Consider the following 14329-nt stretch of genomic DNA (forward strand, 5'->3'; position numbering starts at 1 on the left):
CGGAATATGAAATTAAGAACCTTTATAGAACGCCCGGTACTATCAGCCGTTATCTCTATCGTGATAGTATTTATGGGTATCATCGGGTTGACCAGTCTGCCCGTCGAACAATATCCCGATATTGCCCCGCCTACCGTTATGGTGAGTACAACCTACTTCGGTGCCAGTGCGGAAACCCTTCAAAAGAGTGTAATCGCCCCGCTGGAAGAGGCCATCAACGGTGTAGAAGACATGACCTACATGACATCTACGGCAACCAATGCAGGAACCGTATCCATCATGGTATACTTCAAACAAGGTACCGATCCGGATATGGCAACCGTAAACGTGCAGAACCGTGTGTCCAAAGCCACCGGTCAGTTACCCGCAGAAGTAACTCAAGTGGGGGTCACTACTACCAAGCGCCAGACCAGTATGTTGCAGATCTTCTCGATTTACAGTCCTGACGATTCATACGACGAAGGCTTTCTCGCCAACTACCTGAGCATTAACCTGAAGCCGGAAATCCTCCGTATCTCAGGTGTCGGCGAACTGATGGTAATGGGAGGAGATTACAGTATGCGTGTCTGGATGAAACCGGACGTGATGGCACAATACAACCTGATCCCTTCGGATGTGACCGCCGTACTGGCCGAACAGAATATAGAATCGGCAACCGGTGCATTCGGCGAGAACTCTACGGAGACCTACCAATATACGATGAAGTACAAAGGCCGCCTGATACAGCCGGAAGAATTCGGAGATATCGTAATCCGTTCGACCGAAGACGGTGAAGTTCTGAAACTGAAAGATATAGCAGAAATAGAGCTGGGACGTGAAAACTACTCTTACATCGGCGAACTGACCGGGCATGTCGGCGTTTCCTGTATGGTATTCCAGACAGCCGGTTCCAACGCAACCGAGGTAAACCAGCAAATCGACGCTTTCCTCGACGAAGCACGTAAAGACCTGCCGAAAGGAGTTGAGATCACACAGATGATGAGCTCGAACGACTTCCTGTTCGCTTCCATCCACGAGGTGGTAAAGACATTGATCGAAGCGATCTTACTGGTTATCCTGGTAGTATATATTTTCCTGCAGGATATCCGTTCGACCCTGATCCCGCTGGTAGGTATCATCGTGTCGCTGATCGGAACATTCGCATTCATGTCGATTGCCGGATTCAGTATTAACCTGATTACTTTGTTTGCACTCGTTCTCGTGATCGGTACGGTGGTCGATGATGCCATCGTCGTCGTCGAGGCGGTACAGGCCCGGTTCGACGTCGGGTATAAATCTTCGTACATGGCAAGTATGGATGCCATGAACGGAATCAGTGCCGCCATTATCTCTTCTTCACTGGTGTTTATGGCCGTGTTTATTCCGGTATCGTTCATGAGCGGAACTTCAGGTACGTTCTATACACAATTCGGTCTGACGATGGCGGTTGCCGTAGGTATCTCGGCGATCAATGCATTGACTCTGAGTCCGGCGTTATGCGCACTGATACTGAAACCGTATATCAATGAGGACGGTACGCAAAAGAATAACTTTGCCTCCCGTTTCCGTAAAGCGTTCAATACTGCTTTCGATGCTCTAATTGCCAAATACAAGAAGGGCGTACTCTTCTTTATTAAACGCAGATGGCTGATGTGGTCGATGTTGGCTTGCTCGGTTGTCCTGTTGTTCTTCCTGATGAAAACGACGAAGACCAGTCTGGTACCGGACGAAGACCAGGGTGTATTGTTCGTCAACGTAACGACGGCAGCCGGTAACTCATTGGCAACGACCAACGATGTGATGACCAACATCGAGAACCGTATTAAAGACCTGCCGCAGATTAAGGATTATAACAAAGTATCCGGTTACGGACTGATCTCCGGACAAGGAAACTCATTCGGTATGTTCATCATCAAACTGAAACCGTGGGATGAACGTACAGATAAGGAAGACCATGTACAATCGGTTATCAACCAGGTGTACGGGCGGACTGCCGACATCAAGGATGCAAACATCTTCGCCATGTCGCCGGGTATGATCCCCGGTTACGGTATGGGTAATGCACTGGAAATGTATATGCAGGATAAAAAGGGAGGCGATCTGACCGATTTTTTCAATACGACACAACAATATCTGGGGGCCTTGCGCGAACGTCCGGAAATTGCAGCCGCCTATTCAACCTTCTCTATCAACTACCCGCAATGGGAAGTGACGGTAGATGCAGCTAAATGTAAGCGTGCCGGTATCACTCCGGATGCCGTACTGAGTACCCTGTCAGGTTATTACGGAGGACAGTATGTATCGAACTTCAACCGCTTCTCGAAAGTGTATAAGGTGATGATACAGGCTTCCCCCAATTATCGTCTGGATGAATCTTCACTGAATAATACTTTCGTACGTATGGCAAACGGCGAAATGGCTCCGTTAAGCCAGTTTGTAAACCTGACAAAGGTATATGGTGCCGAATCGCTAAGCCGCTTCAATATGTACAACTCGATCGGGGTTAATGCGATGCCTGCGCCAGGATATAGTTCCGGTGACGCCATCAATGCCGTAAAAGAAGTAGCGGCAACCAGCCTGCCGAAAGGGTATGGTTACGACTTTGCCGGTATCACCCGCGAAGAGAACCAGGAAAGCAATACGACAGCCGTGATCTTCGTTATCTGTATCCTGATGATCTACCTGATCCTGAGTGCGCTTTACGAAAGCTTCCTGATCCCGTTTGCCGTAATCCTTTCCGTACCGTTCGGACTGATGGGTAGCTTCCTGTTCGCCAAGATCATGGGGCTGGAAAATAACATCTATCTGCAAACCGGTTTGATCATGTTGATTGGTCTGTTGGCTAAAACAGCCATCCTGCTGACTGAATATGCTGCCGAACGGCGTGCCGCCGGTATGAGCCTGACATCTGCCGCACTGTCTGCCGCCAAAGTACGTCTGCGTCCGATCCTGATGACGGCGTTGACCATGATCTTCGGTCTGCTTCCATTGGTAGTAGCGACAGGTGTCGGTGCAAACGGTAACAGTTCATTGGGTACAGGTGCCGTAGGCGGTATGTTGATCGGAACACTGGCACTGCTGTTCGTCGTGCCTTCCCTGTTCATCGTATTCCAGTATCTGCAGGAAAAAGTGCGCCCGATACAGTTCGAGCCGACTCACGACTGGCAGATCCAGGAAGAAGTGGTAGAAGTAACCGCCGAGCGGAAAGACTATCTCGAAAGTAAAAAGAAAGGAAATCAAGCAGATGAAAAATAATATCATTCTATTATCCGTCGCCACCCTCTCGTTACTGAGTGGGTGCGGCATCTATACATCCTACAAACCGGAGACCTCCGTTCCTGACAACCTGTTCAGGGACGAGGCGATGGCTACGGATACGACCAGCATCGGCAGTCTCGACTGGCGGGAACTCTTCACAGACCCACAATTGCAGACGTTGATCGAAAAAGGACTGGAGAATAACACCGACATGCGCACCGCCCATTTGCGGGTACAGGAAGCCGAAGCAGCCCTGATGACTTCGCGTCTGGCTTACCTTCCGGCACTAAACCTGAATCCGCAGGGTACGATCAGCAGCTTCGACGGTTCGAAAGCCGCCAAAAGCTATCAGTTGGCGGTAGCTGCCAGTTGGGAAATCGATATATTCGGGAGACTCACCAATGCAAAAAGAAGTGCACAGGCAGCTCTCGAACAGACTAAATCATACAAACAGGCCGTCCGGACACAGCTAATAGCCACTATAGCCAATTCCTATTACACTTTATTATTGCTCGACAAACAACTTGTCATCAGTGAACGGACGGCCTCTCTTTGGAAAGAGAACGTACAGGCGATGCGTGCGCTGAAAAAAGCAGGTCTGGCAGACGAAGCCGCCGTTTCCCAGTCGGAAGCGAACAGCTTGAGTGTGGAAGCCTCCCTCCTGACGCTACGCCAGCAGATCAACGAGATGGAAAACAGTCTCTCCAACCTGCTCGGAGAAGTACCTCACCGGATGGAACGGGGAGAATTGGATCGACAGGAATTTCCCCAGACACTATCCGCCGGCGTTCCGCTCTCCCTGTTAAGCAACCGTCCGGATGTACGGCAGGCAGAATATTCATTGGCACAGGCATTCTATGCAACGAACGGAGCACGCAGTGCTTTCTATCCGAACATCACCCTCAGCGGTGTTGCCGGATGGACTAATAACGGAACAGGAATGATCACCAACCCGGGCGGCTGGCTGTTGCAGGCGATAGGCTCGTTGACGCAGCCGTTGTTCAACAAGGGCGCCAACATCGCCCAGTTGAAAATAGCCAAGGCACAACAGGAAGAGGCCTCTCTGGCTTTCCAGCAGAGCCTGTTGAATGCCGGAAGCGAAGTAAACAACGCTTTGACACAATGGCAGACGGCACGCGGACGCATCCAACTGGCTGACCAACAGATCACAGCTTTACAAAAGGCCGTAAAAAGCACCCAGTTACTGATGCAACACGGAAACACCACTTACCTGGAGGTGCTGACTGCCCAGCAAGGCCTGTTGCAAGCGGAACTCTCGCAGGTAGCCGACCGTTTCGATGAGATACAAGGTGTTATTAACCTCTATCACGCATTAGGCGGAGGACAAGAATAAGTATTACAGATAGACACAGAAAAGAAAGGGGGATGTCGCGATGATATCCCCCTTCTTGTTTCCTGGATCTCGGATGCCACTCTAAATCCTTACTGTTATATAATCGATAATATCCAGGCAGAGATCGGTTGTCAAGTCATTCGTATCTAACTCGGGATTGAGTTCCACCAGATCCATCGACTTCACCAGATTCGTTGAAAGGATATGATCGACAAAATCCTTAAACTCATCCGGCAAAAGTCCTTCACTCACCCGTGTCCCTGTTCCCGGAGCAAACCGCGGATCGATACTGTCCACATCGATACTGAAATGGACATTACGTATTTTTCTTTCCTTCAGCTTCCGCTTAATATCTTCGGCCACAAAACCGATTCCTTTCAGATGGATCGTATCCATGGTGTAAACGCTCAGGTGCTCCCGTTCAATCAGTGCCTGTTCGCCTTCGTCCAGGCTGCGGGTTCCAACGAGGAACACATTCTGCGGATTCACCTTATTTCCTTGTCCATAGACATTGACCAGCTCCTCGCTCCCCATTCCCATCAAGGCACTCAACGGCATCCCATGAATGTTTCCGCTGGGAGAAGTTTCATTCGTGTTGATATCGCCATGCGCATCCAGCCAGATGATCCCGAAATCGTCGAAACACTTCCCTACACCGGAAGCACTTCCAAGTCCAAGAGAATGATCACCACCGATAACAAGCGGGAATGCCCCGCCGCGCAAGGTATCATACACCAGCTCCGCCAGATTATTATTCACCTCGACAATAGCGTCCAGATACTTCATGCTCTTGCCACGGGCAAATTTATCCGTTTCCGAAACGGGAGGAACATACAGATTCCCCAGGTCGAAGGCACGATGGCCGTTCTTCCGGATCACCTTCATCAGTCCCCGTTCGCGCAGATGATTCGGGGCACGCTCCACGCCTTCCCGGTCGCAACCCAGATTCAAAGGAACTCCTATTACGTTTATTTTCATATAATAATGTGTTAATGTGTAAGGTAGGGACGGTTCACGAACCGCCCTTACAAAAACCGGGACAATGTTTCCTTTATTATACCGATCGCTTCCATCATCTGTTCGCGGGTAATAACCAGCGGTGGTGTGAAACGAATGATATGATCATGTGTCGGTTTGGCTATCAAACCGTTTTCTTTCAGTGCCAGACAGATATCCCAGGCAACCTTTCCTCCGCGAGGCTCGGTAACGACAGCATTCAACAAGCCTTTTCCGCGTACCAGCTTAATCATCGGATTATCGATCTTCTGGATTTCACTACGGAATAATTCCCCCATCTCATAAGCATTCTCCGAGAGATGTTCATCGCGCACCACTTCAAGGGCAGCTATTCCGACAGCGGCAGCCAACGGATTTCCCCCATACGTGGAACCATGTTCGCCCGGAGCGATCGTCAGCATGATCTCATCGTTCGCCAATACGGCGGAAACAGGAGTGACACCACCGGAGAGGGCTTTCCCCAGGATCAGTATATCGGGATGAATATTCTCATAATCGCAGGCAAGCAGTTTACCGGTACGCCCGATGCCGGTCTGTATCTCGTCAGCAATGAACAGGACATTATGGGCATGGCATAAGTCATAACAAGTACGGAGATAACCTTCGTCGGGAACAACCACGCCTGCTTCCCCCTGGATAGGTTCAAATAGGAAACCGACCACGTCGGGGTCTTTCAAGGCTTCTTTCAGCTCTCCTACATTATTATATTGTACTTTGATAAAACCGGAGGTATAAGGCCCGAAGTCCGCATACGAACTGGGATCCGTGCTCATGGAGATGATCGTGATGGTACGTCCGTGGAAATTCTCGCTGCATACGATAATCTTCGCCTTTCCCGATGCAATACCCTTAATACGATACCCCCAGCGACGCGCCAGTTTCAAGGCTGTCTCTACCGCTTCGGCGCCGGTATTCATAGGCAGTAATTTATCATAGCCGAAGAACTTGCAGGCAAACTCCATATACTCGCCCAATACGTCCGAATGGAAAGCGCGCGATACCAGTGTCAGCTTCTGTGCCTGGTCGGTCAATGCCTGGATGATTCTAGGATGGCAATGCCCCTGGCTCAGGGCGGAATAACCGGACAGGAAATCAAAATAACGTTTGCCTTCCACGTCCCACACAAATACGCCTTCTCCTTTCTCAAGAACGACAGGCAGGGGATGATAGTTGTGTGCACCAAACTTCCCCTCACGGGTGATGTAATCTTCCGGTCTCATACTATTTCAGATTTAATTGTTTTGTCAGACTGTAAGCGTTTCATACAGCCATAGTCCCAAAGGTAGTGATTTGAGTGACAGTATGTCACGGAAAAGAATATGTTAAGAAACACAATGAACAGATCGCTCTCCGGAAGTTATGTCCGAAAACTAAAAAAGGGATGACCCTCGTCATCCCCTTTTTTCATGTTTGGCGTAAAAAATATATATAGTCTTGAGAATTAAATGCGTATTATTTATCTACAGTTTTAAGGCTTACCGGTTTGAACAGGAATATGAACAAAAACAACAGTACTGCTGTGCAAACCGAAGAGATCATAAACAGTACCGGCCAGTCGCACTTGTCACCATCCCGGAAAAATCCTATCAACCATCCATTCCATAACGTACCGATCAGGAAGCCGACACCCCATACCAGGAAGAAAAGCAAGCCCTGCGCCTGTGCCTTCATTTCTTTCGGGGCCACATTGTCCGTATAAACCTGTCCACCGACATAGAACAATCCAAAAATCAGCCCATGTACGATAATTCCAATATAATAGAACCATTGCTGACCGGTTTCCGCACCGAAAAAGAAGGCTCCGTAACGGACCAGCATAGCTATCATACCAAAGATTAATGTATTCTTAATTCCCGACTTCACAAGGATTGTCGTAGTGATAACCAGGAAGAACATTTCGGCCAACTGCCCGAAGTTCATCGTCACCGTAATATTCCGTACCTGTTCGTCTGCCAGGATCATGGAACCATATACATGATAAAGTGTAAACGGTATGATAGACAGGAAGGTCAGGATCATAAACACCCGGTAGTTCTTATCCTTCATCAGCGAAAAGGCACTGAAACCTGTAATATCCATCACCGAGATCTTCGAACTTTTCGCTACCGAAGGTGGTGTATGCGGTAGTGCCAGATTGGCAAAAGCGGCAACAAAACAAACACCAGCCCCGCAATACATCGGCAGGTTCGTATCATCGAATGCCTCCATTCCTAATAAATGAATAGCCACCAGGCTGAATATCCCCGAAGCGACCCAACCGACCGAACCGAACATACGGATACGCGGAAACTGCTCCGACGGAGCATGGCTCATCGCGATCGTACTTGTCAGACTCTGTGTCGGCATGTGACAAAGCATAGCCATTACGACAAAGAACATCAAAGGAGGAAAATCCTTTTGCTGGGCCGCCAGTAGGAGAAAGACACCCGTTAATATATTCAATACTGCTAATATCTTTTCTGCGGCAAAGTAACGGTCGGCAATCGCCCCGATAAAAGAAGAAGCCATTGCACCGATAGCCATCGCACTTAATACGAAGGAAACCTGATACACTTCCAGCTTAAGTGTGTGTGAAAGATAGGCGGCCAGCGGCACCCACCATACAGCACTTAGCATGTATTGAAGAAACATCATCAGGCAAAGCTGAACTTTTGTTCCGATTCTCGTATTAGAATGTAGTGTACTCATGATAGTGAATAAAAAGGTTACTTGTTGTGTTTTCCAATTTCGTTGATCAAAAGTACTCCTTCCTGAAAAGAAACTCTGTCCGTTCCGGTTGCATTAATTCCCGTATTTATCTCATTCTATGGTATTCTCATCAGGTATGATACAATTTTTGAAATCCGTGATACAATAAATGAAAAGTCGTAATACAATTTTATATATCTTGCAGTGTCAAACAACAAACTTATTTATGAGCTATCTGAAGTTGATCTTATCTATACTTTTCCTGTCTTGTTCCCTCTGGATATTTGCCGACGAAAGCAACTATCTTTTTCGCCATTACCAGGTGGAAAACGGATTAAGCGATAATATGGTGACCTGTTGCATACAGGATAAAAGCGGTTATATATGGATCGGGACACGTGACGGTCTGAACCGTTTCGACGGCTACACATTTAAAGTATTCCGCAACGATCCCGACGACGCCGAGTCGCTTGGAAATAACTGGATCACCCATCTGAACTGCGACTACGACGGAAATCTATGGGTAGGAACTCTCTCCGGATTATACCAGTATAACGAAACAAAAGAGTCGTTCCTGCATGTACCCTTTACAAAAAATAAAGGGATCGACCTCTTTCAGTTTGATAAGAACAACCAGTTGTGGCTGTTGATGGACGGAACATTGATACAATATAATATCTCCGACGGACAGTTTCGCATCTTTGCCGGCAACAAAGGGCAGACCTATACCTCTTTTTGTATCATGGCCGACAACTCTATCTGGCTGGGAGACTCGGAAGGTCTTATTTCCCTGTTGAACACGGAGGATGGGACACTCGACTCGTACGATCTCTTTGCACATTCCCCGGCTACGACTTCCCGGAAACTGTCTATGCTCTATCAATCGCCTTCTTCCGCCAACATTTATGTAGCCTTCGAACATGACGATGTAAAAATATTCAATGTACTCTCAAAAACCTATCAGGATCTGAACATACAGGAAAAGAATCAACTGACGATCCTGATCAACTGCTTCCTCGAAAAAGACAAAGAAGAACTCTGGATAGGAACAGATTCAGGTTTGTTCATCTACGACCTATTATCAGGAACCTGCAAACGGATCCGGCAAGACCCGCTCGACCCGTATGCCCTTTCAAGCCATTTCATTTCCGCCCTCTTTGAAGACAGGGAGGAAGGGGTTTGGATCTGCTTCCATCAGAACGGCCTGAACTATTACTCACCCTTCCGCCCGTTCAATGTATATTATCCCTGGAACGAACCGCATTCTTTGAAAGGTGAAGTTATTCGCGACATTTGTAGCGATGCCTATGGTAACAGGTGGATCGGAACGGAAGACGCCGGAGTGAACTGTCTGGAAAAGAAAACAGGGACATTCACGAACTACCAGCCCGTTCCCGGCATGAAAAGCCTTTCCCATACCAATATCCGCGGACTGGCCGCCTCAGGCGACAATCTTTGGATCGGACATGTAATACACGGCATCGACCTGATGGATATACGGAGCCGGAAAGTGATCAAACATTACGACCTGTTGAAAGACGCCCGGACCGTCAAAAACAGCACGGTACGTTGTATCAAAGTTCTTCGCGAAGGGGAAGTACTGGTCGGCACGGAAGACGGTATTTTCCGTTACGATTACCTGAACGACCGTTTCGTATATGCCCCCCAATTTCCTCCCTTTGCCGTAAACTGCCTGTATGAAGACCGTTCGGGGAAGATCTGGCTCGGCATGTTCAACCGGAGCTATTACTTCAACACGACCAGCAACACCGGAATGTATCTGCAATACGACAAACTGAATACTCAACGTCATAACTCCGTGAACGATGCCTGCGAAGATAAAGACGGAAATATGTGGTTTGCCACCGTAGAAGGCGTCATCAAATATGACTTCCAGACCGGAGAATCGTTACACTATACCGTAAAGAACGGAATGCCGAGTAACGTAGCTTTCCGTATCCTGCCGGACGACAACAACAACCTTTGGATCAGCACAGCCAATGGATTGGTCTGCCTCAACACACAAACAGAAAAGATCATGACCTATACCGAGGCACACGGCCTTGTCACCCGGCAATTCAACTATAACTCGGCTTTCAAGGATAACGACGGGACCCTTTATTTCGGTACGGTAAAAGGCTTTATCCATTTCAAACCCACCGATGTAAGGCCGGCCGCCGAAAAAATGGATGTGCACATCAGCTCGCTCGACATACAGAACGGAACAGGCGGAAGAAAAATTATCAACAGCTCTTCCTCCTCCGATGTGAAAAAGATTACATTGAACCACAGCCAGTCCACGTTCAACATAAACTTCTCTTCCCTCAACTTCATCGCACCTGGTTCCATACAATATGCCTACCGGATGGTGAGTCTCGACAAAGACTGGATACCGCTTGGCGAACGCAACATCGTGTACTTCACCGAACTGCATCCCGGTGACTATACCTTTGAAGTAAAAGCTGCCAATCTTTCCAATAACTGGGGAGATAAAATAACCCGTCTGCACATAACCGTATTGCCACCTTGGTGGGTTTCCACTACGGCATACATTATATATTCCGCATTCATTCTGGCCATTATCATTTACTTTATCTTTTATTGGCGCCGGAAGAACAAACGCACCATGGCATACAACATGCAAATGTTTGAAAACAAAAAAGAAAAGGAACTCTACCAGGCCAAGATCGATTTCTTTATCAACATCGCACATGAAATACGTACCCCACTGACCCTGATAAAGAATCCGCTCGAACGTCTATTGAAATCAGATAAGATCGGCGAAAAAGAAAACAATTCGCTGACATTGATGGACAAAAATGTATCCCGTCTACTACTACTGGTCAATCAATTACTGGATTTCAGAAAAACTGAAATAGAAGGATACCGCCTGAATTTTGTCCGCACAGAGGTTGTATCGCTACTGACCGAGACAGCCAAACGCTTCCAGGAAATGGCCACAGAAAACAATCTATTGCTCAACCTCGACCTGACCGTACAGGAACTATATGTTTTTGTAGACCGCGAAGCACTCACCAAGATTATGAGCAACCTGTTCTCGAATGCCGTCAAATATGCAGCCGGCAGTATCGTGGTCCGCCTGCAACCGTCCGCCGATTACGAAACTTTCACGATCGACTTTATCAACGACGGTATTCCCGTTCCGGCAGAAATGAGGGATAAAATATTCGAACCGTTCTACCGTATCAAAGGGAATGAGGATAAACCCGGAACCGGTCTGGGCTTGCCTTTGGCACGCTCATTGGCCGAAATGCATCACGGAACGCTCGAACTGGCTGATACTTCGGGTAACCAGACTGTATTCCGTATCACCTTACCGATCAAACTGGCCAGTGCAGTCAAAGCTGCCGAAGAAGAGCCACAGCCGCAATCGGAAACCAGAAAAATCTCTTATAGCTGGGAAGAAACTCGTCCGACCCTCCTTATTGTCGAGGATAATAAAGAAATGAGTACTTTTATCGCCGACGAAGTCAACGAAAACTATAATGTATTGATCACCGGCAACGGTGTCGAAGCATTGGAACAACTCAAAAAACAAAGTATCCAACTGATCATAAGTGACGTTATGATGCCTGTAATGGATGGTTTCGCTTTACTTCAAAGCGTAAAGACAGACCTGGAATTCAGCCATATCCCGGTCATTCTGTTGACGGCTAAAAACACGATGCAGGCTCGTTTGGAAGGGTTGGAGTTGGGAGCGGACGCATATATCGAGAAACCGTTCTCCACGAGCCTGTTGATGGCGCAAATATCCAATCTGCTTTCGAACCGGAATAATATCCGTAAGTTCTATTTCAACTCGCCGATAGCGAACATGAAATCGATGGCCTACACCAAAGCCGATGAAGGCTTTCTTGAAAAGCTGAACGAAATTATCAACGAAAACATCGGTAATCCCGATCTGGATGTAAACATGATCGCCGACCTGATGCACCTGAGCCGCCCGACCTTATACCGTAAGATACGTGCTATATCAGACCTCACCCCCAACGACCTGATCAAAATCAGCCGTTTGAAAAAGGCAGCGGAACTATTACTACAAGGAAATATGAAGATATACGAGATTTCAGAAGCGGTAGGTTTCAGTTCGCAATCTTACTTCTGGTCAGCCTTTATCAAGCAGTTCGGAATGAGTCCGTCGAAATATGCGAAAGAAAACAAGTAAGACTTATTCTCCTATTTCACCGACAAAAGAAAAATCTTTGCTTCCAGACTAGGGGGTTTCTTATTTCTAAACGACTATATAAAAAAGCTGTCAATAAAACAATCGTTGGAGAAGGATTCGGGAAATATTATACAGTGGGTTTGTGAAATGGCATCATCAGATTCGCAGACTGCCTTTAAATCTCTTTATCTAGCTTACTTCCAAAGGCTAATGAGATTCGTGTCTCTATACATTTCCAGCGAAGTAGAAACGGAAGAAATTGTATCCGATACATTACTTGCCGTATGGAACAACCGCCACACTCTACCAGAGATCTCCAATTTCAACTCCTATATTTATGCGATTGCCAGAAACAAAATCATCAATTACTACAGGATAAAACGAATCGAAAAAGTAGAACTGGAAGAAAACATCATCGACCTTTTCATTCACGCCGACACAACTCCGGAAGAAGATCTGATCAGTAAAGAAGATATCGAACGTCTTAATGCTGCCATCAATTCATTACCGAACAAATGTAAATTGGCATTCAAGCTTGTACGGGAAGACAAGCTTAAATATAAAGAAGTAGCCACCATCCTGGATATCTCCATTAAAACCCTGGAAGCCCACTTGGCAACCGCTGTCCGCAAACTTCGCGAAGCACTATCCGGAGAGCTGACCTCCTGAAATTGATAACTAAATTAAAAAAATAGCAGATCCGGCTAAGGGTTTTTTCCGGACGATACGACTTCTATAATAGAAACGATTCAAATGGAAAATAAAATAGAATATATCATATCCCGCATTCTAAGCGGACATGCCTCAACAGATGATATTCTGAAGTTGAGTGAATGGTTGAATGCAGATAAAAAGAATGAAGCCGAATTCCAGAAATTAAAATGTTATATGGATGCGGAAGTTTCATTTAATCATTCCGTAAGTCCTTCCTTATCCTATGATAAACTACAAAGACAGATTAGAAAGCAAAAACAAAAACGGTTATGGAAGATTCTGTTACCTAGTGCTGCTGCAATCATCCTGTTATTACTCATACCGACTTTGTTTTTTAGTAAGAGTGAAGAAAAAGTGCAATTATATACTTATTTGAGCCAGAGTAATAAATCCGAAATCCAACTCAAAGACGGCACTAAAGTCATTTTAAATAAAAATAGCCAACTAACCTATTCTGATGCCTACGGAAAAGAGAAACGTCATGTCGAATTAGTCGGAGAAGGCTATTTCGAAGTTGCCAAAGATACAAAGAAACCATTCGAGGTAGAAGTAGGAAATGCTTCTGTCAGGGTATTAGGAACCATTTTCAATGTCGAAGCTCTTGAAAATAACGACTATATTACCGCTACGCTCATTCAAGGCTCGATTCGTTTCGAAAGTCCTAAGCAGCAGATCGTATTATTACCCAATCAACAATTAAAATTCGCAAAATCGACTCATCAGATAGATGTCTATTCAGTAGACACTGACCAGGAAATAGCCTGGAAGGATGATCTGTTGAGATATAAATCAATCTGTTTTGTCTCCTTATTAAAGGATTTGGAAAAGATATATCATGTCAAATTTACCATCGTCAATAAAAAACTCACCGATCCTTCAGTGACAGTATCAGGAACATTCACTAAAGAACAAAGTTTAGAACAGATATTACAAGTGATCAACAAAAGTCTATCGATAAAGTGGACCTATAAAGAAGGAATCTATTACATAAAATAGTTAATCATACATAATCAGTTTGCCCATGAATTAATACCAATAAAAAAACACCAAAACCGGCCATACCAGGTATAGCCGGTTTACATAAAAAAGAATAACAGCTTCGACCTCTCCGCGACCAAACATTGGGGCAGAAG

8 protein-coding genes are annotated in these 14329 nt (G+C 46.4%); 5 read left to right on the forward strand and 3 right to left on the reverse strand.

Annotated elements, in window-relative coordinates:
• Nucleotides 1–6: 6 nt before the first annotated feature.
• Both M1P97_RS16035 and M1P97_RS16040 read left to right on the forward strand, forming a co-directional pair.
• Nucleotides 7–3234 carry an efflux RND transporter permease subunit gene (locus tag M1P97_RS16035; protein ID WP_195372349.1) on the forward strand — a complete coding sequence of 1076 codons (3228 nt, stop codon included), beginning with the start codon at nt 7–9 and terminating at the stop codon, nt 3232–3234.
• Nucleotides 3224–4591, forward strand: coding sequence for a TolC family protein (locus tag M1P97_RS16040; RefSeq protein ID WP_195372350.1), 1368 nt, complete (start codon nt 3224–3226; stop codon nt 4589–4591). The genes M1P97_RS16035 and M1P97_RS16040 overlap by 11 nt, the downstream gene beginning before the upstream one ends.
• An 81-nt stretch (nt 4592–4672) precedes the next feature.
• Here the strand turns inward: M1P97_RS16040 and rocF are convergent, their stop codons facing one another.
• The 3 genes from rocF to M1P97_RS16055 all read right to left on the reverse strand — a co-directional run bounded on the left by rocF (nt 4673) and on the right by M1P97_RS16055 (nt 8296).
• On the reverse strand, nt 4673–5569 hold the full coding sequence (rocF, locus tag M1P97_RS16045) for an arginase (protein ID WP_195372351.1): 897 nt from the start codon (nt 5567–5569) through the stop codon (nt 4673–4675).
• A 47-nt stretch (nt 5570–5616) separates the two neighbouring features.
• Nucleotides 5617–6828 carry an ornithine--oxo-acid transaminase gene (gene rocD, locus M1P97_RS16050; RefSeq protein ID WP_249389591.1) on the reverse strand — a complete coding sequence of 404 codons (1212 nt, stop codon included), beginning with the start codon at nt 6826–6828 and terminating at the stop codon, nt 5617–5619.
• A 232-nt stretch (nt 6829–7060) separates the two neighbouring features.
• A complete protein-coding gene (locus tag M1P97_RS16055) occupies nt 7061–8296 on the reverse strand; it encodes an MFS transporter (RefSeq protein WP_195372353.1) in 1236 nt (411 codons plus the stop codon).
• Between the two features lie 226 nt (nt 8297–8522).
• On the opposite strand from M1P97_RS16055, the gene M1P97_RS16060 reads away from it, so the two are divergent.
• The 3 genes from M1P97_RS16060 to M1P97_RS16070 all read left to right on the forward strand — a co-directional run bounded on the left by M1P97_RS16060 (nt 8523) and on the right by M1P97_RS16070 (nt 14192).
• Nucleotides 8523–12482 (forward strand): hybrid sensor histidine kinase/response regulator transcription factor, encoded by a 3960-nt coding sequence (locus M1P97_RS16060; RefSeq protein ID WP_249389592.1) that lies wholly within the window; start codon nt 8523–8525, stop codon nt 12480–12482.
• A gap of 147 nt (nt 12483–12629) precedes the next feature.
• Nucleotides 12630–13151 carry an RNA polymerase sigma factor gene (locus tag M1P97_RS16065; protein WP_249389593.1) on the forward strand — a complete coding sequence of 174 codons (522 nt, stop codon included), beginning with the start codon at nt 12630–12632 and terminating at the stop codon, nt 13149–13151.
• 84 nt (nt 13152–13235) lie between these two features.
• Nucleotides 13236–14192 (forward strand): FecR family protein, encoded by a 957-nt coding sequence (locus tag M1P97_RS16070; RefSeq protein ID WP_249389594.1) that lies wholly within the window; start codon nt 13236–13238, stop codon nt 14190–14192.
• The last annotated feature ends 137 nt before the right edge of the window (nt 14193–14329 follow it).

Source organism: Parabacteroides leei, assembly GCF_023369805.1.
Taxonomy (GTDB): Bacteria; Bacteroidota; Bacteroidia; order Bacteroidales; family Tannerellaceae; genus Parabacteroides; species Parabacteroides leei.